Source organism: Flavobacterium sp. HTF (assembly GCF_003105115.1).
GTDB lineage: Bacteria > Bacteroidota > Bacteroidia > Flavobacteriales > Flavobacteriaceae > Flavobacterium.
The window spans coordinates 1-22929 of the sequence record NZ_QETH01000001.1; the positions used below are offsets into that span (position 1 = coordinate 1).

Below are 22929 nucleotides of genomic sequence, written 5' to 3' on the forward strand. Positions count from 1 at the left end.
AAATAGAAAACCGGAAAAATGAATTTTATCAGTGCATTTTTTGTTGGGCTGAGATCAAATCTGAAAGCATCAAGTACAAAAGAGTATTCATCGCACATTTATGTTATAAAAAACAGCTGAAACTTATTTTAAGCTCATTTAAGCCGATATTTCTCCTCAATTGAGGAGAAATATCGGCTTTTTCAAGAAATCACCCCAAAAACGAGTTATTAAAGCCGGTTTTAATAGTGTTTTCTTATGGTTGATTTTTATACGATAAGTAAAACTAATATCATAAAATTCGCCCATTTTTTAAACTTTATGTTGATGCTATTTATTTTTTTATATTTTTGTCTTCAATACATTAAAAAAAATAGAAATTTAAAAAATGAAAAAAGCATTAGTAATTATCGCGCTTTCAGTTTTGGTTGTTTCATGTAATAAAACAGCAGAAGTTAAGGAAGTAAAAACAGCTTACGTTGATACTTCAGTTTTAATGAAAGAGTACACTGAAGCAAAAGATCTTGAAGCAAAATACAAAGCTCAGGCAGAAGAAAAAGGAAGACAGTTACAAGCGGAAATTACTCGTTTCAAACAAGACGCTGCTAATTTTCAAAGTCAGGCACAGGCAAATGGCCAGGCTTGGGCACAACAAAGAGGCGCTGAATTGCAAAAAAGAGAGCAACAATTGGGTTATGCACAACAACAATTATCTCAACAATTGCAACAAGAAAGCGGCGTTGAAATGGATTCTCTTGTAAGCGGAGTTAAAAAATTCATCAAAGATTACGGTAAGAAAAACGGTTATTCTTATATCTACGGAACTGGTGATGCTGCCACTGTATTGTACGCAGAAGAAAAATATGATATCACAAAAGAAATCATTAAAGCTTTGAATGACAAATATAAAGCAGAACCTAAAACAGAAGAAAAAACTCCTGCAAAAGAAGGTGAAGCAGCTAAAAAATAAACTACCAAACTAACTAAATTTTAAAAACCTAAATCTACTGCAGATTTAGGTTTTTTCTTTTTATAAAAGCACGAACTTTGCTTTTTCAATACAGGTCCAATGCAAAATGTTTCAGAAGCGGCAGCTTACACTTTACAATTCATCAATCAGACGCAAAAATCAATCTTTCTTACCGGTAAAGCCGGTACCGGAAAGACAACACTTTTGCGCGAAATTATTGCTACAACCCACAAAAATACTGTAGTTGTAGCACCAACCGGTATTGCGGCCTTAAATGCGGGCGGTGTGACCATACATTCGATGTTTCAGCTGCCTTTTTCGGCATTTATTCCGTCTTATGACGCAAATCCTCAGTTTACAGAGACTGTAAAATTCGAAAACAAAGATACTTTGCGCAGACATTTTAAGATGAATAACGTCAAGCGTAATGTAATCAAAAACATGGAATTACTGATTATTGATGAAGTTAGTATGCTGCGTGCCGATTTACTTGATGCCATTGACTTTATGATGCAGACTGTTCGCAGGAGTTCATACGCTTTTGGCGGTGTTCAGGTACTTTTTATCGGTGATTTATTGCAATTGCCACCCGTAATTCGTGATGAAGAATGGCGGACTTTACGCAATTATTACAAAGGAAAATTCTTTTTCCATTCACATGTTATTCAGCAAAATCCGCCTTTGTATATCGAATTATCTAAGATTTACCGCCAGACAGATGATGATTTTATCTCAGTTTTAAACAACCTGCGCAACAACCAGATTTCTCCTGAGGATGTTACATTTTTAAACCAGTTTGTAAAACCTGATTTCGATTTAAAAAACAACGAAGGCTATATCACGCTCACAACACATAATGCCAAAGCAGATTCTATTAACGAGCAGTCAATTAATGATTTAGCCGGAAATGAATACTTATACCTGCCGTTTATTGTAAGCGATTTTCCTGAAAAAATTTATCCGGTAGAGGAAAATCTAAAGTTGAAAGTAGGGGCACAGGTCATGTTCGTTAAAAACGATTTATCTTTTGAAAAGCGTTATTTTAATGGAAAAATGGGTGTCATCAAATCGCTTTCGTCTGAAGAAATCTTTGTACACTTTCCGGAAGAAAATAAAACCATTGAGGTTGAAAAATACGAGTGGAAAAACATCCGCTATAAAGTAAACGAGCTCACAAAAGAGATTGAAGAAGAAGTTTTGGGCACTTTTGCGCACTATCCGATCAAATTGGCATGGGCTATAACCGTACATAAAAGTCAGGGTTTGACTTTTGACAAAGCTGCGCTCGATGTATCGCAGGTTTTTCTTCCCGGACAGGCATATGTTGCCTTATCGCGTTTACGTTCTTTAAACGGGCTTATTTTGCTTTCTCCGATGAAGATGAATGGGATTTCTAATGATCAGGATGTTATGGATTATGCTTTAAACAAAGCAACAGATGAAATTTTGGAAAAATCACTACATTTTGAAACCAAAAATTTTATTCATAATTATTTGATTAACAGTTTTAACTGGACAGATTTGGCCCAGGAATGGAGAAATCATCGTTTTAGCTATAACGAAAATGCTGTAGCCTCAGAAAAATCAAAACATGCCATTTGGGCTCACAAAAGATTAGACACAATTGAGCAGCTTATAGATCCTGCGCAGAAATTCATTAATCAGCTGAATAAAATCTTTAATAAAGAAACGGTCGATTTGTTTTTTGTGAAAGAAAGGGTAGAAGCGGCTTATGATTATTTCTTTAAACCAATGGATAAACTGGTGACCGATTTGCTGCAGAAAATGGCTGAAATTCAGAAATTTAAAAAAGTAAAGGAATTTTATGAAGAATTGGCTTTTCTCGACGATTTACAGACCAAAGCAGTATTGCAATTGATGAAAGCAAAATTGCTTATCGAAATTGTCGTTGCCGGAGAAACTATATGCAAAGAAAAACTGACTTCATCAGCCATAAAAAATTTTAAGTCAAATAAGCTTGAGAAAATCAGGGAAGAGTTCAAAATGACCAATACGGATATTTTTAAACTTGATGAACCTGTCATTCGATACACAGCAAAAAAACTCGATAAAAACGAACCAAAAACAGCGAAAAAAACTACTGTTGAAGAAACGTACGATTTGTGGATCGAAAAAAATTCTGTTGAAGATATTGCCAGGCTAAGAAAGCTTACGGTGCAAACTGTCGAAACACATTTGATTAAATTGATTCAGGCTAAGAAAATAGAAATTTCAGACGTTCTTCCGTATGATAAAATCGTGGCTTTGCGTGATGCTTTTGAGTTTTATCAGGAAGAATCGCTAAATGGCCTAAAAGAAAAACATGGCGAGGAATTTACCTGGGATGAGCTTAAAATGTTTAAAGCCAGCATCAATTAACAGAAACTTTCATTTCTAAATCTTTGATGATTTTATTTTTAAAACCTGTTAAATATTGTTTTAATGAATTGCCTTAAAAAAGTAAATTAATTATCTTTAGTAAAATTGTTCCACGTAAAACATGGAATGCTAATTAATTTATGATGAAAAAAACAAAAATTATATTCCTGTTCCTAACCGCATTGTCCGTAAATTTTGCTATTGGCCAGGAATTAAAAAAGGAATATCAAAAAGGGATCATTAACTTTATTGATTATATAAAAAATAACAAAAAAGAAGCTGTTGCTAACATAGTTAAATACCCTTTGAACCGGGAATATCCAATTCCGGCAATTAAGACAAAAGCTGAATTTGTAAAAAGATACAATGAAGTTTTTGACACTACTCTGAAGAACAAAATCATAAACTCTAATCCGGCAAAGGACTGGTCGCAGGTGGGATGGCGTGGCATTATGCTTAATCAGGGTGATCTGTGGATGGATGAGGATGGATTTTTGACTGCGGTTAATTATCAGTCGAAATATGAAAAGAATCTGAAAAACAAACTGGTAAGTTCAGACAAAAGCAAATTGCATTCTTCTGTAGCTACTTTTAAAACACCGGTTTGTGTTCTGGAAACTTCAAAATTCAAAATCAGGATTGATGATATGGGGAATGATAGATACAGATATGCCTCATGGTCACCGAATCAAAAGATGAGTGAAAAACCGGATTTGATTATCAATAACGGAAAGTTTGTTGCTGATGGAACGGGAGGAAACCATTATTACGATTTCAAAAAAGGAAATTTTTTATATAGATGTTATATCATCGTTTTAGGTGAGAAAGATTCCCCTGATGCAACATTAGAGGTTTCTCAAAACGGGAAAAAAATCGTTTCGCAAACGGCCAGAATTATTTCAAAATAAAAAAAATCCTATTCAGTGCGAATAGGATTTTTTAGTTACAATTCTTTTAAAACTTTGACAAATAACTATTTTGACTGAAGTATTTTATCAAGGTCATTCTGCTGTTGTGACAGCTTACTTTGAAGGTTTAAGATTTCGATTTCCTGCTCTTTCAATTTTATTTCATTTTTGTTAAGCTTTTCATCCTGAAACATTCGGGTGTTTATTTGGTTTTTTAATTTCTGATTTTGTTCTTGTGTTTTAGCGATCTCTTTTGTCGTTTTTTCAATATTATTTTCCGCTTTTTCAATGTCAGATTTTCGTTTCTCAACTTTTTTCAGCGCATCTTTTAGTTCTTTTCGCTGCTGTTCTAATTTTTTACTGTTGTCTTTTAAATCGCTTTGTTCTTTTTCTAATCTTTTGTATTCTGTTAAAGCTTTTTCCTTTCTATTTTCAATTTCTTTATTTTCACTATTGAATGCCATTTGTTGTGAATAGAAAGCTTGTGTGGAGAATAAAAGACTCGTAAATAAAACTAATTTTTGTACTCGATTCATTGTAATGCTATTTTTTATGTTTATGAAAACAATATCAAATAGCATTCCATTTTGTAATAAATGTATTACAAATAAATATTCTTACTTTAGATTATAGAAATGTGTTTTTAGATTAGAATTCCATATAGTGCTAAAACCGGAATTTTAGATGTTTTAAAACGTAGTTTTAGGCAAAAACTCAGTATGAGTCATTGACAGCATTAAAATTTACTTATAAGGGCTAATTTTGCTTCTTGAAGGCAAAAACAAAATTTAACAGCTTTTATACTATAAATATTGAATTTAGAATGTATTTTCAAAAAAAAACCTTCTTTCAGTGATGAAAAAAGGTTTTATACGAATTTAAAAAAGATATTTTTATAAAGCTTCAACTAAAATCCATGCATCCGGATTTTCTCCTTTTTGAATTTCTTTTTGTGCTTTTTCGGCTTCAGACATAGTTGCGTAACTTCCGTATAAAACAGGGAAAAGACCATGTTTGTTTTCGCCAAGCATTCGGGCATCGTAACCATCTTTTATCAATTGATTATAAGCCTTTCTGGCATTCTGCTCACTTCTGAAAGCTCCTGCCATAATGTGGTACGGCATTGTTTTAATTTCAACAGAATCAGTTTTAGATGAATCTACAGAAAGCGTTACAGCCGGCAACGGATTTTGAATCATAAAAGTTGCTTCCTGTATCTTGTTCTGAACTTTTTTTTGCATAGCACTTTCAACAATAAGCGTTTCATTTGCCAATTGCTGCTGATAAATAGGATATCCGATACTTCCTGTAATTCCAAGACCTAAAACAAAAATGGCAGCATATCTTAAATAAGATCTTGAAGATCTTGTTTCCTCTTCAGTTTCATATAACTTAACCGTTTCTCTTTGCTCGATTTCCTCCAGTTTTTTCTCAAAAATTTCTCTCTTTACCAAAGGCGAAACAAATGGACTTAAACCAAAAGATGCTGAAAGATAATTAGCATGGTCATTTGGAGTAAAAACCATATTTTGATCTGCGTTTAAGCGTATATCACCAATGTTCTTTAAATTTAAAATACCGGTTTCTTCTAATGTTTTTTTCCAATTTAAAATCTCAAAAGCAATAGCACTTACAGCAAAACCATAAGATGTGCTTTCAGCCTGCGCAATGTGATTTGCTAATAACCCGTCATTATTTTTTAAAAGACTATTGAAAGAGATAGTTTTCTTTGGTGGAAAAAACGAATTTGTGCTTTCATTAAGCTTAGCCGGGTGAGTTTCAGTAAGAAATGCACCAAATCCCGGAACCGTTACACACTGATAACGGTACAATAACTGCGATATATAAGTCTCGATTTTCATAGTAACAAAGTTATGTAATGAATATAGTTATCAAAATTTTATTCACAATTTTTATTAACAATTGGAATAATTTTATAGACAATTAATTCTCAAATAGTTAAAAGTTTTAGTCAGATAAATCACAGACCAATTTTTTTTAATAGTTGTATTTTTATTAAGAAATTACTTTATTTTAATGATATTTGCGGTTTTAAATTCGAACTTTACTTTTATCTATTTTACATAATATTTTCTAAGAATGTCAGACCAGGATTTATTTTATTTATTAGCTCTGTTAAAAGTTGATGGAGTAGGAGATATTATGGCCAAAAAATTGTTGACTCACTGCGGTAACGCAGAATCAATTTTTTCAGCAAAAACAAATCAAATTGCGGCTATTGATGGTGTTGGTTCTTCTCTGTTGAAGAACTTAAAAGATAAAACCATTTTTGAAAAGGCAAATAAGGAACTTGATTTTATAAAGTCAAACAATATAAATGTTTCTTTTTTTCAGGATGAAAATTACCCCGACCGGTTAAAACATTGTTTTGATTCGCCTGTATTGCTATTTAATTCAGGAAATATTGATTTAAAAAACAGAAAAATTATAAGCATTGTTGGTACACGGCAGATAACATCTTACGGAACAGAATTTTGCAGATCTCTAATTGAAGACCTCGCTCCTTTAGATCCGGTAATTGTGAGCGGTTTTGCTTATGGGGTTGACATAGTAGCACACCAGTTTGCAATGGAACACAACCTGCAGACGATTGGTGTTTTGGCGCATGGACTTAATCAGATCTACCCCAGGACACATAAAAAATACGTTGCCAGAATGATGGAAAACGGTGGATTCATTACCGAATTTTGGAGTTCATCTAATCCTGATAAGGAAAAATTTGTGAGACGAAATCGTATTGTAGCCGGAATGACTGAGGCCACGATTGTTATTGAATCTGCCGATAAAGGCGGCTCGCTAATTACAGCAAATTTTGCAAACGATTATAACCGTGATGTTTTTGCTGTTCCGGGGCGTGTTACAGATACTTACAGCAGAGGCTGCAACAACTTAATAAAAACGCAAAAAGCAAGTGTACTTACAAGTGCTGCCGATTTGGTTTATATGCTTAACTGGGATATTGAGAACAAACCGAAAACAATTCAAAAACAACTGTTTGTTGAATTGGAAGAGGATGAACAAAAGATCTATGAATTTCTTCTTAAAAATGGAAAGGAATTGCTTGATACTATTGCACTTGAGTGTGGTTTTCCTATTTATAAAATTTCAGGGATTCTGATTAACATGGAACTGAAAGGTGTTATTCGGCCTTTGCCGGGAAAACTTTTTGAGGCAATTTAAGCATTAAAATTAGCGTTTAATTGTATGTGATTTTAAAACATTTATAAAAAATACAATTATAGATATTAATAAAAATATTGTACTAATGATGTAGTTTTTGAAAAATATTGAGATACAGCTTAAAAAAATTATACAAAAATGAGTTATGGAAATATGATAAATTGTCTTTCTCTGAAAAAGAAATATCAGGAAATATCCAATAAGGAATAAGGTTTTTGAAAAAAAATCAATTAATGCATTATAAAAAAATTGATTTGAAATATCATATGCCCAACCTACAGTTTTATTTATCCCGTAAGACTGATTATTGCCAAAGAAATAAATAACAATAAAATATACTCCAAATGTTGATAATACTAGCAGAAACATATATTCTGTAAATATTTTTTTCATGCTTTTATTTGATAATTTATAGATTTAAAAAAGGATTAATTTCTAATTTGTAATAAGACAAATTAAAAAACCAGATAGGATAAGAAACCTATCTGATTTAGGATGTCTATTTATCAAATCCAAGAACATCTCTGACTTTCACTAAAACACCGTTAGCAACTACTGCTGCTTTTTCAGCTCCTTTTTTTAATAAAGCATCAACTTCTTCAAGGTTATTGATGTAGTAATTATATTTCTCTCTTTCTGTTTTGAATTTTTCTGTAATTAATTCAAAAAGAGCTTGTTTAGCGTGACCATAACCATAGTTTCCACCCAAATAATTGGCTCTCATTTCTGCAATCTGAGTTTCTGTAGCCAAAAGCGAATAAATTGCAAATGCATTACAAGTATCCGGATTTTTTGGCTCTTCAAGTGGTGTACTATCCGTTTCGATGCTCATTACCTGTTTACGAAGCGTTTTATCATCCAGGAAAATATTGATAATATTGTTGGCAGATTTACTCATTTTTCCGCCATTTGTTCCCGGAATCAGCATACTGTCTTCCTGAATTTTAGCTTCAGGAATAACAAAAGTTTCTCCCATCTGATGGTTAAATCGGGACGCAACATCACGGGTAATCTCCAAATGCTGCAATTGATCTTTTCCAACCGGAACAAACTCTGCATCATAAAGCAAAATGTCTGCAGCCATTAGCATCGGGTAAGTAAAAAGCCCGGCATTGACATCATCAAGACGATCTGATTTGTCTTTGAAAGAATGTGCCAACGTCAGACGCTGAAATGGAAAAAAACAGCTCAAATACCAGGTTAATTCAGCAGTTTGTACAACATCAGATTGTCTGTAAAAAGTAACTTTATCAGGATTCAAACCACAGGCAAGCCAGGCTGATGCTGTACTGTATGTGTTTTCTCTTAATGTTTTACCATCTTTAATCTGTGTAATCGAATGTAAATCAGCAATAAACAAAAATGATTCGTTTGCCGGATTATTTGATAATTCGATTGCTGGAATAATTGCTCCCAACAAGTTGCCTAAATGCGGCGTTCCTGTACTCTGAACACCAGTAAGTATTTTTGCCATTAGTTTTGTTTCTTAACCGCAAAGTTCGCAAAGTTTTTCGCAAAGCCCGCAAGGTTTGTTTTTTTCTTTTTGCAAAAATTAGAAAGTTTTCTAATATTTCTGTCAGATTTCGTGTTTATTTTAAGTTTAAACCAATAATCTAAAAAATCTGACGGACTAAAATCTATATTCACTTCTGTTTTCTTACTTTTGAAACCATGAAAGGAATAAAAATTGTTTTTTGGATCTTGTGGCGTATCTGGTTTTACATCTTAATGGCCATTCCGATATTGATTATGCTGCCGTTTTTGGTGATTTCAATTTTAACCGAAAGTGGTTATCCGTATTTTTTTAAGATGGCCCGTATCTGGGCAAAATTCATTCTTTTCGGAATGGGATTTTATTATAAAATTAAACGGGAACAAAAGCTCGAAAAGCATAAAAGCTACATGATTGTTGCCAATCATACTTCAATGACAGACATTATGCTCACGCTTGCCATTATTAAAAACCCGTTTGTTTTTGTTGGAAAAAAGGAACTTGTAAAAATTCCGCTGTTTGGATTTTTCTATAAAAGAACCTGTATTTTGGTGGACAGGAATTCATCAAAAAGTAAAAACGAGGTTTTCAAACGTGCACAAAGCCGTCTGAATCAGGGGTTAAGTATTTGTATTTTTCCTGAGGGAGGAGTTCCGGATGATGAATCAATTTTGCTTGATGAGTTCAAAGACGGAGCTTTCCGGTTAGCTATTGATCATCAGATTCCAATTGTTCCGATTGTTTATGCAGACAATAAAGAACGATTTTCTTATACTTTTTTGAGCGGAAGCCCGGGAATAATGCGTGGAAGAATATTGAGTTTTATTGACACTAAAGGACTGACAGGGGATAACAGAAAAGAGCTAAGAGACCAGGTCAGACAACTGATTTACAAAGGATTGCTTCAGTTTAAGAAAACAGACCAAAACTAAATATTTTAAAATAATAAACCCGGCACAGAGTATGAATCATGCCGGGTTTTCTTTTGAATTTAAAACCCCTTTTATATTCAAAAATTTATCGTTGAATTATTTTTTCAGAAATAAAACGCAATACTTTTTTAATCTTTTTTCTGGTTATTTTGCGGTTTTTAATAAGCAACTGCACTATTTTCTCCTTCATAATTAAAAACATTTACGGTTAATAATTGACTTAGAAAAGTCTTGCAATAACGAGATAATTATTAGATAACTAAAAATAAAAAAGGTTGCGTCTAAAAGATGATTTTTTTAAAAAATAATAAAAACCCGTCAGTATAAAACTAACGGATTTCTATTGAACTTAACCAACCAAATTTCGTGAAACAATGTTAATGAGGGTATTATGGCGCATGCCCTACATATTTAGCTTCTATTTATCAGATTGATATTTTAAAAAAAGGTTGCGTATTTTTTTGAAAGTTTTGAACTAGATGAATTAAGTTTGTCAGGGATAAACAATTTAAGCCAAAAAAAAAAGTCTGCAACCTGCAGACTTTTATTATTTTAAGCGTTAGCTAATTCTTTTATATGATTTTTGATTTTAATCTCTAATTCATCAGCTAATTCAGGATTGTCTTTAATTAATGCTTTTACGGCATCACGGCCCTGTCCTAATTTGGTATCACCGTAGCTAAACCATGATCCTGCTTTTTTAACGATTTCAAATTCAACCGCTAAATCAAGAATTTCACCAGTTTTAGAAACTCCTTCTCCGTACATGATGTCGAATTCTGCAGTTTTAAACGGCGGAGCCACTTTATTTTTAACGACTTTTACTTTCGTCCTGTTTCCGATTACGTTCTCACCGTCTTTAATCTGAGAAGAACGACGGATGTCTAAACGTACAGAAGCATAGAATTTTAAGGCGTTACCTCCCGTTGTAGTTTCAGGATTTCCGAACATTACACCAATTTTCTCTCTCAGCTGGTTGATAAAGAAAACAGTACAATTTGTTTTGCTGATTGTTCCGGTTAATTTTCTTAATGCCTGAGACATCAAACGTGCGTGTAGACCCATTTTAGAATCTCCCATTTCACCTTCGATTTCACTTTTTGGTGTTAAAGCTGCAACAGAGTCAATTACAACAATGTCTATAGCTCCGGAACGAATTAGATTTTCGGCAATTTCTAATGCCTGCTCACCGTTGTCTGGCTGAGAAATAATCAGGTTTTCGATATCTACGCCTAATTTTTCCGCATAATTTCTGTCAAATGCATGTTCAGCATCTATAAAAGCAGCAATTCCACCGGCTTTTTGAGCCTCTGCAATTGCGTGTAACGTAAGTGTGGTCTTACCAGAAGATTCCGGTCCGTATATTTCGATAATCCTTCCTTTTGGGTAACCGTTTACTCCAAGAGCCAAATCAACACCAAGAGAACCAGAAGAAATTGTTTCTACCTCTACAATGGCTTTGTCGCCCATTTTCATTACGGTTCCTTTTCCGTAGGTTTTATCAAGTTTGTCAAGCGTTAACTGTAACGCTTTTAATTTGGCTTCTTTGTCTGAACTCATCTTTTCTTAAATTATCTAAATGGTTATTTTAGCCGTCAAAAAACAAAGAGGAAAGTTTTCCTGCTTTTTTGAGCGACTTATAATTTTGTAAAAATACTTCTTTTTTTGAAGTTTGATTGTCTCAAATTGTTACAAATTGCAACAATTTACACTATAAAAACAAAGCCTTTAATTCTGTGGCATCAGAAGGTTTCATTTTTCCGGCAAGTACTAAACTCAATTGTTTACGGCGCAAAGCGGCATCAAAACGCTGAATTTCTAATTCGGTTTCAGGTACAATTGCAGGAACTTCTACGGGTCTTCCGGTATCATCAACAGCTACAAATGTATAAATAGCCTCATTGGCTTTTGTTCTGCTTCCGGATTCGCGGTCTTCTACCCAGACATCTATAAAAACTTCCATGGAACTTTTGAAAGAGCGGGATACTTTTGCTTCAACGGTAACAACACTTCCTAACGAAATTGCTCTGTTGAAAGCGACATGATTTACAGATGCCGTAACTACTATTCGGCGTGAATGTCTGCGGGCCGCAATACTAGCCGCGCGATCCATTCTGGCTAATAATTCACCACCAAAAAGATTGTTTAAAGGATTTGTTTCGCTAGGCAAAACTAAATCTGTTAAAATAGTAAGAGACTCTGCAGGATGTTTTGAATTCATTTTTTTAATGTAAAATTTTATTTTTTGCCATATTTCAAGGATTAAAAAATTTAAAATAGATAAAGAAATCCTTTAAATCAGTGGCTTATTTTTAAATAATTTTCGGTTTATTTAATTCAACCAGTAAACAGCCATTACGGCTGGGATAAAATATATAACAATGGTTCTTGCACCATCATAATCTTTGGCTAATCGTTGACCGAAAAGCATCATTAACAAACATATACAGGAAAAAATAGCGCCATAAAAACCAAACTCACGGCCGCTGTCTGTAAGTAATTGTATCACTCCTACAACACATAAAATTCCAGAAATTAATTCTAAAATCAGAAGGTGGAGAAGTGCCAGCGGAACCTGGTTTTTGAGAATGGTTTTAGAAAAATGTTCTTTTAACCAGTTAACATTATCTTTCCAGTAAAAAATTTTCTCATAGCCTGATTGTAAAAAAGTTAAGGCCAAAAAAATCAAAAGTAAAATTGAAGCAACATTGGTCATTACAAATTATTTTTTATGAATTAAACGTGTGAGCTTTATGGATAAATCGGTCAAAATTATTTTTGCATTTCCGTTTCTTTCAATATGATACATCGCATCAGAAAGTTCTTTGAAAATGTCATGTATGTTATTCCCATTCACAAAGGGTGCAAAATTTTCTAGTTTGAATTTGTCGACTTTTGGTTCAATATAAACTAATTGAGGCGCCTGATAATTCAGTAAAAGTGCCTGTCTGAACATTTCGATACAAAACTGAATGAATTTTTTCTGGCTTTCACGGCCGAGTGATGCTATTTCTTCGCTCCAGGAAATCAGATCCTGAATGGCGGCCGCATTTCCTTTTGCCCTAAAAGCAGCACGTACCCAATTGACAAACCATTGTTCAAAAGGATATTCGGAGTCGTCTTGATTTAATAAAGAAAGCGCTTTATTGAAATTTCCCTGAGCCTGATGTGCAATTTTGAGCGCTAAATTCTGATCAATACTTTCCTTAGAAACCAAAGCCTGTGCAATTACATTTTCCGGCAATGCACTAAAGTGAATTACCTGGCAACGGGAACGAATGGTCTGGATAATATCTTCTTCATTTTCAGAAATCAGAATAAAAATGGTTTTATCAGATGGTTCTTCTAATAGTTTTAATAATTTGTTGGATGCTGCGATATTCATTTTATCGGCCATCCAGATAATCATAATTTTGTAGCCGCCTTCGTATGATTTCAACGCAAGCGATTTTAAAACTTCCTGTGCATCTTCTACCCTTATTTCTCCTTGTTTGTTCTGAACGCCCAAAACTTTATACCAGTCAAATAATCCTCCGTAAGGCATTTCCTGGATAAAAGTTCGCCAGTCCTGAATGAAATCTAAACTTTTCGGTTTTGTTTTTACGTCTTCAGTTGTTACTGTCGGATAAATAAAATGCAGATCGGGATGCGAAATGTTTTCAAACTTAAGATTGCAGGAATCATTTCCGTTTGAATTTTCATTTCCGGTATTGCTGCATAAAATGTATTGTGCATAAGCAATAGCAGTTGATAGTGTGCCACTTCCTTCCGGCCCGACAAATAATTGTGCATGCGGAATTCTTCCGGAAGATGCACTTTTTATCAAGTGACTTTTGATGTAATCCTGACCTAAAATTTGAGAAAATTGCATGAAGCAAAGATATAAGAAAATGATGTAGGCAAAAATTTTCGGAATAAAGAATAATTATGACCCTGTTTTTTTGTTTTCAAAAACTATTTTTCAGTTCAAATGTTTATTTTTTTTCTGTCATCTTTTATCAACACTGCATCCATTTGGTGAGATATTAAGATTTTTTTGTTAATAGTTTTTACAAAATTATTGAAAACATGTCTTTTTTTTATATACAATAATGCGTAAAGTTGTAATATAACTATTCCGTTTCTTACAATAAAAAATTTTAACAAAATTAACAAAAAACTCGGCGAAACGCATATTTTCTCGACCTGCGACCATTTTTTAAGGTAATTTTAAGGGCAATTTTTCAAAAAAAAAAACATTAAAGTTGCGATTTAACATAATTTATATATTTTTGTTTGCATCAACAACCAATTTTAAATAGAATTTATGAAAGGGAAAATTATTTTTTTTAGTTTATTTTTTATCTTAACTACTGCAGCAGCTTCTGCTCAGGCTAAGAACGCTCCAAGAAGTATTATTAGTACAACTGCACTTATTCGCAAATACCACGATCAAAAAGAATTGAGCGGTATGCAAAAAGGTGAACTTTTAGAATTGTACATTGAGCGTATTAAAGTATTAGTTAAAACCCTTCCTTACATCGCTTTGGTTACTAAGCCAGGAGTTACAATGGCTGACTTAGGTATTCCGGACGATAGTGAGCACAAAAAAGTTTTAGATAATCAGGCAGTAGGTACATCTGCATTTTTGGATACTACAGTAGAGTTCCAAAGAAAAATGATGCCATACTCTGATAAAGGAAACTTAATCGCAGCTATTTTATTTTACGAAAGCACATTAAAATCTTTACACGAGTTCAACGACCTGAACGAAATGTAATAATTTGAAAATATTTTAAAACCTTTTCCGGAAAGTTTACGTAAGTGTAATCAATCTGGGGAAAGATTAAAAAATAATAACTCGTTCTCGAAGAATCTGAAATCATTTCAGAAAATTCGGGAAGAGTTTTTATCATATTAAGAATACGCATATCCCAAATTTATTTTTAACCCTAATACCACCTTACCATGAAAAAAATTACTCAAATTTTTTGCATCCTTTTGACAGTTACTACTATGAGTGCTCAACAAGAGAAAGGAATTATGGGCTACAACAATTGGTTGAACAACTGGACCGAATTTAAGCCTAACAAAGTAGAGTATGGAGAAGCAAATCAAATTTTAGCAGGAAACATTTCTGTTAATACTAAATTGATGAAGAGGAATATTTATGTTTTGCAAGGAAACGTTTATGTAACTAATAACGCAGTTTTAACAATTGAACCGGGAACATTAATTATTGGTGATTTCGAAACAAAAGGGACATTGGTAGTTACAAAAGGTGCACAAATTGTTGCAGATGGTTTAGAGACTGACCCTATCGTATTTACTTCTAACCGTAGCCAGAAAAAAGCTGGAGACTGGGGAGGAATTGTACTTCTTGGTGATGCTCCAATCAATAAATTTGGAAATGTTGGTTCTTATAACTTAGACCTTGATCCTACACTAACAACTTACGGTGGTGATAATGCTGCTGGTAATTCTGGTATATTAAGATATGTTAGAATTGAGTTCGCTGGTAAAAAAGTTAAAGGAATGGATTCATTCAACGGAATCACTATTGCTGGTGTTGGAAACAAAACAATTCTTGAAAACGTTATGGTTAGCTACTCTGGTGGTGACTCATTTGCTTTCTTTGGAGGAGATTTAAATGCTACTAAACTGGTTTCTTATAAATCAATCAATGATGACTTTAAATTTACACAAGGAGTTCAATGTCGTTTATATAACTCATTGGCGGTAAGATCTTCTTACTTATCAAGTAACAAAGACGGTTCTCGTTGTATGGAAGTAAAAACATACGAAAAGAAAAACGAAACTGACTTTACTAAAAAGACTACTTTAGTTGTGGCTTCAAACATTACTATGCTTAATGACAGCGAGAACATCAAAGCTGATATTCAGGCAGGTTTAGTAAAAGAAGCTATCTATGTTGCAGAAACTGCTTCACTTGAAATGAAACGTAGCGTTATCTCAGGATTCAACCCTGCTGTATTATTAGACAGCAAAACAGAGATCAATGATGCCAACCTTAAAAAAATCAAATTTGAAGAAATGTATTTTAACCTATGTAATGGTAACATCTTTACAGAATACAATTCAAACAACGAAGATTTAGAGAGCTGGTACGGAAATAGCGTGTTCTTTAACGTTTATTCACAAAGTGATAACAAAGAAACATTCATTGATATTTTCAATCCTAAAAAACCAGATTTCAGACTACAATTAGGAAAAATTACAGCATCTAGCGGAAACAGATAATAGATTTAGATTTTTATTTCAGAGCGTAAATTTTATTAATAAAGTCCCCAGACACAATTTATGTATTCGTCTTATACCGGACTCAAATAAAGATCAAGACATAATGGCCCCAACGATAAAAAAATATTTTATTAATATAATATTTTTGGTTTCGCCTGTAACGCTAAGCTTATATGCACAAAGCGCAATAGAAAATCCTGTATTTTCTGTTAATGCTAATTGTGAAACTGCGTCTACATGTAATCAAAAGAATGATATAGCTGATGAACGTATCAGCAAATTAGAGGATTCTAATCAGTTTATAGTAGGGCTATCCATCCCCAAGGATAGCCTTAGTATGGCAGCTGATCAGAACGATCAGACAACGTCTGGATGCGAAGAAAACTCATTACTATCTGCTTCTTATTCTGCTCTTGCAAAAGACATTATAGAGAACTATAAATATGATTTTTCTGAAACATTCATAGATATCTTGTTTTTTGAGGATATAGATTTAGCTAGAAAACGCACTATATGATTCGAAAAACTACTTTATATTTAACTCATTGCATTGTATTTTTAAGTCTTCTTTTATTTTCAGAAGCAAATCTGCATGCGCAAATATCATCGATATCACCACAACAAGTATCTTTTGAAAGAATTTGTGCTGGTGATATTGTTGATGGAGTTAAGTTTAATGAATACTCTGTTACATTTACTTATTTAAACTTCCCTGCAGACGTAGTCTTCGAAGCTCAGTTATCTGATGAATTTGGAGATTTTACAAACCCAACTGCAACTACAACACTTGACAGAATACAGGTAACAGCAACCCAGCAAACAATCAAATTTGCAGTTCCGACCAATTTAAAGGGATCTGATAATTACAGTCTGCGTATCATTAGCAACAAAAATGTAGAAAGCCAAAACGTTAAAAACTTTTCGGGAAACACTACCTTTTCAGCTTATTATATGGCGTATGTTAATTCCTTTTTTATTAATAACAAGGATCAAAATGCAACTATCTGTTCTGGAGGTAACCTGACATTATCAGTTTACAACCCAACTCCGGAAGTACCAGACTCATCTCCTGCAAACAGTTCAAACCTGAAATATAAATGGTATAAAGATGATGTCTTAATCCCTGGACAATCGGCAAGTTCAGTTATTGTTAACAGTACTGGTGTTTACTATGCTGAAATTGATTACGGATTTTGTACTTCTGAAAACATCAGTTCAAATCGTGTTACGGTCACTTCATCAAGTTCAGGAAGCGCAGTTACCATTACTTCCAGTTTAGGGAATCCTTTCTGTCCAAACGGAACAGGAACAGTCCTTACTGCTACCTCTGGTAACAGTTATGTATGGAAAAAGGACGGAGTTCTAATCCCGGGAGTTAATACTCGTACCTACAGCGCAGATGCCAGCGGAATATATACTGTAGAAGTTGATTTTGGCGGGTGTATAGCTACAGGAAGTATTGATTTAAAAGTTAACGGATTTTCGGCTAGTATTGATGTTGCTGACGAATATGTACTTGCAGAAGGCGAGACATTAAATGTTTCATTAACAACAGACGCTACAAGCCCAACAATTCAGTGGTATTTAAATGATAATGCTATCGTTGGAGCAAATTCAACAAGCTATTTGGTGTCTATAAGAGGAAATTATAAGGTGGTAATTTCTCAGGCTTCAGGCTGTGTGGCGACAAGAGAGTTTAATTTTAAAATAAAAGCTCCGGCAGGACCTACAACAGTTATTCCAAATATTGTGAGTTTAAAAAGCAATCCTTACTGGAATATTCCTGATGAATATAAAACAAATACAACTAAGATAATTATTCTTAGCTCAAACGGAGAAGTGATGTTCGATGATGTCGGAAGTAATTACGATCCTGAACTTAATTCGTTTATAAAAGATTTTAAAAATGTTAATCCAGTATATTACTATGTCATTCAATCCGACACAGGTGAAAAAAAAGGATCAATAACTGTGATAAAATAATATGAAGAAAATTTTACTATTCATAACTTTATTTTACGGTTTTTCAACTTTACTCTATTCCCAGGAAGCCCCTGAGAATGGAGTTGTTTCGTTTTCATTACCTATCAGAAATTCTTTAAAGTTTAATAGATATCTAATTAACCCGACATTTAGTTTCGTTCGCGAGCAAAATGCCTACATAAGTTTCTATAATAAAAGACAGTGGACTCAGTTTGAAAATGCTCCAAATACCTATCTGTTTGGGTATTCAGGACGTTTTAGAGAAAATGAAGCTTTTGCTTTTGGGTTATTCCAGCAGAATTACGGATTAATGACCGTATTTGGCGGAGTGGGTAACTTTGCTCATAATATTGTTCTGCAGGAAGACAGTAATTTAACTTTTGGTCTTAACGTTGGTGCTTACCAAAGCGGCTTGGACAAAGGAAAAATTATATCAGATGACACCACAATTTTAGAGGGTGATTATCCATCAAACACGATGCTTACCATTAACCCGGGTATTAACTACGGTACTGCTTTTCTTGATTTTGGAGTATCTGTAAACAACCTGATTCTTTACAACTTCGGTTCAGGCGTTGTAAAAAATGACCCTGAAAGAGCAATCGAACTGCATGCCATGTACACTGGGTACATCGATACGTATGGCTTTTTTGACAGAAGTAAATTCTCAGGAATTGTAAAAACTGAAATCAAAGAAGAGAAAACAGTAATTTCAGGACTTGCCATGATTGCTATTCCAAAAGGAGTGTGGGCACAGGCAGGATACAATACCTTATATGGAGTTTCTGCAGGTCTTGGTATCAATATCACACCAAACATTGCCATAGAATACAATTATGAAAGAGGAATGGGGAACTTCACTAATTTGGGTGGTTCTCATGAATTTGCTATCGCATACAAATTCAAAAACAAAAACTATTATTATGGTGATGACGAAGAGGGGTCTGTTATAGATCCGGCCAAGGCAAAACCGGTAATGGCCAAAAAAACAACATCAGCCACTCCTGTTACAAGAACAAGTGGAGCTGAAAAAGCAAAACTTGCTGCTGAAGCAAAAGCGAAAGCCGATGCCGAAGCTCAAAGAGTAAGACTTGCAGCTGCAGAAAAAGCTAAGGCTGATGCCGAAGCTGCTGTAAAGGCAAAATTAGAAGCAGATACAAAAGCCAAAGCAGACGCACAGGCATTAAAAATAAAATTAGCTGCTGATGCTAAAGCTAAGGCAGATGCCGAAGCTGAAGCAAGAGCTAAAGCCGTAGCAAATAAACCTGCTGCGACTCAAAGAACACAAACGCAAACTCAGGCACAATTAGCAGCAGATAACAAAGCAAAAGCTGATGCACAAGCTGCAGAGCGTGCAAGATTAGCGGCTGACAACAGAACAAAAGCCGATGCACAAGCGGCAGAAAGAGCACGATTACTTGCAGATAATAAAGCGAAAGCTGATGCACAGGCAGCAGTAAGAGCAAAATTAGCGGCAGATAATAAAGCGAAAGCTGATGCTCAGGACGCAGAAAGAGCCAAACTGGCTGCAGATAATAAAGCAAGAGTTGATGCACAGGCTGCAGAGCGTGCAAGACTGGCTGCTGCAAAAGGTAAAGTTGATGCAGAAGGTGTAGTTAAAACGCCAGCTGTTACAAATACACCTGCTGAACCACAAAAAACAGCAGCAGAACTGGCTGCTGATAAAGCTAAGGCAGATGCCGAAACTGCTGCAAAAGCAAAATTAGACGCAGACAATAAAGCAAAAGCTGATGCAGAAGCTCAACAAGCGAAATTAGCAGCAGATGCTCAGGCAAAAGCGGATGCTGTAGAAGCTAAACGTAAGGCTGATGCCAAAGCGAAAGCCGAAGCTGCAGATTTACAATCTATTTTAGCAGCAGATGCAAAAGCAAAAGCAGATTCTGATGCACTTCAGGCAAGATTAGCAGCAGAGGCAAAAGCAAAAGCTGCCGCTGCCGCGAAAACTAAAGCCAGTATTGATGCCGCAAACAAAGCAAAAGCTGCTGCAGATGCAAAAGAAAAAGCAGCACAAGAAGCAGCATTAAAAGAAAAAGCTGCCGCAGAAGCAAAAGCGAAAGCTGATGAAGAAGCAAGACAAGCAAGAATCGCTGCCGAAGCAAAAGCGAAAGCTGATGCCGAAGCACTGAAAATAAAATTAGCAGCAGATGCCAAAGCAAAAGCAGATGCAGAAGCTCAACAAGCAAAATTAGCAGCGGAAGCCAAAGCGAAAGCTGATGCAGATGCAATTCAGGCAAAACTGGCAGCAGATGCGAAAGCGAAAGCCGATGCAGAAGCATTGCAGGCAAAACTAGTTGCAGATGCCAAAGCGAAAGCAGACGCAGAAGCTCAACAAGCTAAGTTAGCTGCGGAAGCAAAAGTAAAAGCTGATGCAGATGCAATTCAGGCAAAACTGGCAGCAGACGCAAAAGCAAAAGCTGATGCAGAAGCATTGCAGGCAAAACTAGTTGCAGATGCAAAAGCAAAAGCAGATGCAGAAGCTCAACAAGCAAAATTAGCAGCCGATGCGAAAGCGAAAGCCGATGCAGAAGCACAACAAGCAAAACTAGCAGCTGATGCCAAAGCGAAAGCTGATATGGAAGCGAAATTAATAGCTGACGCAAAAGTAAAAGCCGATGCAGAAGCAACAGCAAGATTACAAGCTGAAGCAGAAGCTAAAAAAATACAATTAGAAGAAGAACGTCAAGCTAAGTTAGCAGCTGACGCAAAAGCGAAAGCCGATGCAGAAGCATTACAAGCGAAACTTGCAGCAGACGCCAAAGCGAAAGCAGACGCAGAAGCATTACAAGCAAAACTTGCAGCAGACGCAAAAGCAAAAGCAGATGCAGAAGCATTACAAGCAAAACTTGCAGCAGACGCAAAAGCGAAAGCCGATGCAGAAGCACTACAAGCTAAGTTAGCAGCAGATGCCAAAGCGAAAGCCGATGCAGAAGCATTACAAGCGAAACTTGCAGCAGACGCCAAAGCGAAAGCAGAAGCAGAAGCATTACAAGCTAAATTAGCAGCCGACGCAAAAGCGAAAGCCGATGCAGAAGCATTACAAGCGAAACTTGCAGCCGACGCAAAAGCGAAAGCAGAAGCAGAAGCATTACAAGCAAAACTTGCAGCAGACGCAAAAGCCAAAGCGGATGCAGAAGCATAACAAGCAAAACTTGCAGCAGATGCAAAAGCAAAAGCAGACGCAGAAGCATTACAAGCGAAACTTGCAGCAGACGCAAAAGCGAAACTTGCAGCAGACGCAAAAGCGAAAGCCGATGCAGAAGCATTACAAGCGAAACTTGCAGCAGACGCCAAAGCGAAAGCCGATGCAGAAGCATTACAAGCGAAACTTGCAGCAGATGCCAAAGCTAAAGCAGACGCAGAAGCATTACAGGCTAAATTAGCAGCAGACGCCAAAGCTAAAGCAGACGCGGAAGCATTACAAGCCAAACTTGCAGCAGACGCCAAAGCAAAAGCCGATGCGGAAGCTCAACAAGCTAAATTAGCAGCAGACGCCAAAGCTAAAGCAGACGCAGAAGAACTTCAGGCTAAATTAGCAGCAGACGCCAAAGCGAAGGCAGATGCCGAAGCTCAACAAGCAAAATTAGCAGCAGACGCCAAAGCGAAAGCCGATGCGGAAGCTCAACAAGCTAAATTAGCAGCAGATGCTAAAGCGAAAGCTGATGCACAAGCACTTCAGGCGAAACTTGCAGCAGACGCCAAAGCGAAAGCTGACGCGGAAGCACAAGCTAAGTTAGCGGCAGACGCAAAAGCAAAAGCCGATATGGAAGCAGCTCAGGCTAAATTATTAGCCGATGCCAAAGCGAAAGCCGATGCAGAAGCAAATGAGAAATTAAAAGCTCAGGAAGAAATAAGACAATTACAATTAGCAGAAGAAGCCAAACTTGCAGCAGAAGCTAAAGCCAAAGCTGATGCAGAAGCTCAGGCAAAATTACTGGCATCTCAAAAAGATGAAACAGCAAAAGCTATAGATAATCTGACGCAATCTCTGGATGCCGGAGCCAAAACACAAAGCGATTTATTGGCACAGTTTAATGCAACAGTGGCTAACAAACAAAAAGACCTTAATGATTTAAGGGAAGAAAATGACTTAAGTGATAAAGGTATTTATAAAGAACCTAAACCATTTAAAAGTGTTGCGGCAGAAAACAGCCAGTTAGAAGCTTTGAAATTACAGATTGCTGAAGCGAATAAAGCACAAAAAGACGAGATTGCTAAACTGACTAATTTATATAACGAAAGACTTAAAAAAGTACCAAATAAAAATGATGCTTTAAACAAAGCTTATCTTGAAAAAATAAATCAGCTGAAAGCGGCACAGCTTAAAATGGAGCAGGATAGTATAGACTTACTGGCAAATTTAGAGCGTATTAAAGCTGAAACTGAAATCGAGAAAAAACGTAGAATTAAACAGGCGGCATACGAAAATGACCAGGGAAGATATGCACAGGATCTGGCTGCTCTGAAACGTATTAAGGAAACAACAAAACCTAGTAGCACACCATTAACTGCAAGTGATTTTGATTTTGGAGAAGACCAGTCAAATATGCAGATTATCAAGAATATCAAAAATTCTGAAAGTGGTTACTATATGATTGTTGCGGTACACAGCAGCGTTGAAAAGAGAGATGAATTCTTAACGAAAGCAGTTGCTGCAGGAGTTACAAATATTAATTTCTTCTACAATATCGCAACAAGTAAATATTACATCTATTACGATAAATTCGAAGGATTATCTGAGGCTCAGCAAGCTTTAGGAACTAAAGGGAGCAAGCCATATAACGGGAAAATGGCCATCGTAAAAGTGGAGAATTAATAAAAGATTAT

At 35.3% G+C, this 22929-nt stretch carries 18 protein-coding genes and 1 pseudogene; 12 read left to right on the forward strand and 7 right to left on the reverse strand.

The genetic code is table 11. The annotated features are described in order from the left end of the window. Window positions 1–6 precede the first annotated feature (6 nt). The 4 genes and pseudogenes from DCO46_RS23150 to DCO46_RS00020 all read left to right on the forward strand — a co-directional run. A pseudogene (locus DCO46_RS23150) lies at window positions 7–120 on the forward strand (methyltransferase); the annotation flags it as partial. Between the two features lie 247 nt (window positions 121–367). Then, window positions 368–949: an OmpH family outer membrane protein gene (locus tag DCO46_RS00010; RefSeq protein ID WP_116750542.1), complete on the forward strand. Its 582-nt coding sequence runs from the start codon at window positions 368–370 to the stop codon at window positions 947–949. 99 nt (window positions 950–1048) lie between these two features. Next, complete coding sequence (locus DCO46_RS00015) at window positions 1049–3328, forward strand: helix-turn-helix domain-containing protein (RefSeq protein ID WP_116750543.1); 2280 nt, start codon at window positions 1049–1051, stop codon at window positions 3326–3328. A gap of 140 nt (window positions 3329–3468) precedes the next feature. Continuing rightward, on the forward strand, window positions 3469–4236 hold the full coding sequence (locus DCO46_RS00020; RefSeq protein WP_116750544.1) for a hypothetical protein: 768 nt from the start codon (window positions 3469–3471) through the stop codon (window positions 4234–4236). A gap of 65 nt (window positions 4237–4301) precedes the next feature. On the opposite strand, the gene DCO46_RS00025 is transcribed toward DCO46_RS00020, so the two are convergent. Next, window positions 4302–4772, reverse strand: a complete 471-nt coding sequence (locus DCO46_RS00025) for a hypothetical protein (RefSeq protein WP_124019536.1) — start codon at window positions 4770–4772, stop codon at window positions 4302–4304. A gap of 357 nt (window positions 4773–5129) precedes the next feature. Continuing rightward, a complete protein-coding gene (locus DCO46_RS00030; RefSeq protein ID WP_116750546.1) occupies window positions 5130–6098 on the reverse strand; it encodes an SPOR domain-containing protein in 969 nt (322 codons plus the stop codon). Between the two features lie 238 nt (window positions 6099–6336). On the opposite strand from DCO46_RS00030, the gene dprA reads away from it, so the two are divergent. Continuing rightward, entirely contained in the window at window positions 6337–7437 is a 1101-nt protein-coding gene (gene dprA, locus DCO46_RS00035) for a DNA-processing protein DprA (protein WP_116750547.1), read from the forward strand. 499 nt (window positions 7438–7936) lie between these two features. Here the strand turns inward: dprA and trpS are convergent, their stop codons facing one another. Then, on the reverse strand, window positions 7937–8911 hold the full coding sequence (gene trpS / locus DCO46_RS00045) for a tryptophan--tRNA ligase (RefSeq protein ID WP_116750549.1): 975 nt from the start codon (window positions 8909–8911) through the stop codon (window positions 7937–7939). Window positions 8912–9108: 197 nt separating this feature from the next. Here trpS and DCO46_RS00050 point away from each other — a divergent pair, with 197 nt between their 5' ends. Then, window positions 9109–9861, forward strand: coding sequence for a lysophospholipid acyltransferase family protein (locus DCO46_RS00050; protein ID WP_116750550.1), 753 nt, complete (start codon window positions 9109–9111; stop codon window positions 9859–9861). 552 nt (window positions 9862–10413) lie between these two features. Here DCO46_RS00050 and recA read toward each other — a convergent pair. From recA to DCO46_RS00070, 4 genes are all read right to left on the reverse strand, one after another. Then, window positions 10414–11421 carry a recombinase RecA gene (recA, locus tag DCO46_RS00055; protein ID WP_116750551.1) on the reverse strand — a complete coding sequence of 336 codons (1008 nt, stop codon included), beginning with the start codon at window positions 11419–11421 and terminating at the stop codon, window positions 10414–10416. 151 nt (window positions 11422–11572) lie between these two features. Beyond that, complete coding sequence (locus DCO46_RS00060; RefSeq protein WP_116750552.1) at window positions 11573–12082, reverse strand: acyl-CoA thioesterase; 510 nt, start codon at window positions 12080–12082, stop codon at window positions 11573–11575. Window positions 12083–12193: 111 nt separating this feature from the next. After that, a complete protein-coding gene (locus DCO46_RS00065; RefSeq protein ID WP_116750553.1) occupies window positions 12194–12577 on the reverse strand; it encodes a DoxX family membrane protein in 384 nt (127 codons plus the stop codon). Window positions 12578–12583: 6 nt separating this feature from the next. After that, window positions 12584–13732: an ATP-binding protein gene (locus DCO46_RS00070; protein ID WP_116750554.1), complete on the reverse strand. Its 1149-nt coding sequence runs from the start codon at window positions 13730–13732 to the stop codon at window positions 12584–12586. 435 nt (window positions 13733–14167) lie between these two features. Here DCO46_RS00070 and DCO46_RS00080 point away from each other — a divergent pair, with 435 nt between their 5' ends. The 6 genes from DCO46_RS00080 (at window position 14168) to DCO46_RS23155 (ending at window position 22918) form a co-directional block, all read left to right on the forward strand. Then, on the forward strand, window positions 14168–14620 hold the full coding sequence (locus tag DCO46_RS00080) for a hypothetical protein (protein ID WP_116750556.1): 453 nt from the start codon (window positions 14168–14170) through the stop codon (window positions 14618–14620). A 188-nt stretch (window positions 14621–14808) separates the two neighbouring features. Next, a complete protein-coding gene (locus DCO46_RS00085; protein WP_116750557.1) occupies window positions 14809–16101 on the forward strand; it encodes a hypothetical protein in 1293 nt (430 codons plus the stop codon). A 103-nt stretch (window positions 16102–16204) separates the two neighbouring features. Beyond that, entirely contained in the window at window positions 16205–16618 is a 414-nt protein-coding gene (locus DCO46_RS00090; protein WP_116750558.1) for a hypothetical protein, read from the forward strand. Next, window positions 16615–18084, forward strand: coding sequence for a gliding motility protein SprC (gene sprC, locus DCO46_RS00095; protein WP_116750559.1), 1470 nt, complete (start codon window positions 16615–16617; stop codon window positions 18082–18084). Before DCO46_RS00090 ends, sprC begins: the two co-directional genes overlap by 4 nt. Window position 18085: 1 nt before the next feature. Continuing rightward, the gene (locus DCO46_RS00100; protein WP_243416221.1) at window positions 18086–21244 is read left to right on the forward strand and encodes a type IX secretion system membrane protein PorP/SprF; all 3159 of its coding nucleotides are present in this window, start codon (window positions 18086–18088) and stop codon (window positions 21242–21244) included. 621 nt (window positions 21245–21865) lie between these two features. Next, a complete protein-coding gene (locus tag DCO46_RS23155; RefSeq protein ID WP_243416222.1) occupies window positions 21866–22918 on the forward strand; it encodes a sprD domain protein in 1053 nt (350 codons plus the stop codon). Window positions 22919–22929 lie beyond the last annotated feature (11 nt).

What these genes read in the sequence shown, in the direction of transcription:
- DCO46_RS00010 (WP_116750542.1), top strand. Translation starts at nt 368, where the DNA reads ATGAAAAAAGCATTAGTAATTATCGCGCTTTCAGTTTTGGTTGTTTCA.
- DCO46_RS00015 (WP_116750543.1), top strand. Translation starts at nt 1,049, where the DNA reads ATGCAAAATGTTTCAGAAGCGGCAGCTTACACTTTACAATTCATCAAT.
- DCO46_RS00020 (WP_116750544.1), top strand. Translation starts at nt 3,469, where the DNA reads ATGATGAAAAAAACAAAAATTATATTCCTGTTCCTAACCGCATTGTCC.
- DCO46_RS00025 (WP_124019536.1), bottom strand. Translation starts at nt 4,772, where the DNA reads ATGAATCGAGTACAAAAATTAGTTTTATTTACGAGTCTTTTATTCTCC.
- DCO46_RS00030 (WP_116750546.1), bottom strand. Translation starts at nt 6,098, where the DNA reads ATGAAAATCGAGACTTATATATCGCAGTTATTGTACCGTTATCAGTGT.
- dprA (WP_116750547.1), top strand. Translation starts at nt 6,337, where the DNA reads ATGTCAGACCAGGATTTATTTTATTTATTAGCTCTGTTAAAAGTTGAT.
- trpS (WP_116750549.1), bottom strand. Translation starts at nt 8,911, where the DNA reads ATGGCAAAAATACTTACTGGTGTTCAGAGTACAGGAACGCCGCATTTA.
- DCO46_RS00050 (WP_116750550.1), top strand. Translation starts at nt 9,109, where the DNA reads ATGAAAGGAATAAAAATTGTTTTTTGGATCTTGTGGCGTATCTGGTTT.
- recA (WP_116750551.1), bottom strand. Translation starts at nt 11,421, where the DNA reads ATGAGTTCAGACAAAGAAGCCAAATTAAAAGCGTTACAGTTAACGCTT.
- DCO46_RS00060 (WP_116750552.1), bottom strand. Translation starts at nt 12,082, where the DNA reads ATGAATTCAAAACATCCTGCAGAGTCTCTTACTATTTTAACAGATTTA.
- DCO46_RS00065 (WP_116750553.1), bottom strand. Translation starts at nt 12,577, where the DNA reads ATGACCAATGTTGCTTCAATTTTACTTTTGATTTTTTTGGCCTTAACT.
- DCO46_RS00070 (WP_116750554.1), bottom strand. Translation starts at nt 13,732, where the DNA reads ATGCAATTTTCTCAAATTTTAGGTCAGGATTACATCAAAAGTCACTTG.
- DCO46_RS00080 (WP_116750556.1), top strand. Translation starts at nt 14,168, where the DNA reads ATGAAAGGGAAAATTATTTTTTTTAGTTTATTTTTTATCTTAACTACT.
- DCO46_RS00085 (WP_116750557.1), top strand. Translation starts at nt 14,809, where the DNA reads ATGAAAAAAATTACTCAAATTTTTTGCATCCTTTTGACAGTTACTACT.
- DCO46_RS00090 (WP_116750558.1), top strand. Translation starts at nt 16,205, where the DNA reads ATGGCCCCAACGATAAAAAAATATTTTATTAATATAATATTTTTGGTT.
- sprC (WP_116750559.1), top strand. Translation starts at nt 16,615, where the DNA reads ATGATTCGAAAAACTACTTTATATTTAACTCATTGCATTGTATTTTTA.
- DCO46_RS00100 (WP_243416221.1), top strand. Translation starts at nt 18,086, where the DNA reads ATGAAGAAAATTTTACTATTCATAACTTTATTTTACGGTTTTTCAACT.
- DCO46_RS23155 (WP_243416222.1), top strand. Translation starts at nt 21,866, where the DNA reads ATGGAAGCAGCTCAGGCTAAATTATTAGCCGATGCCAAAGCGAAAGCC.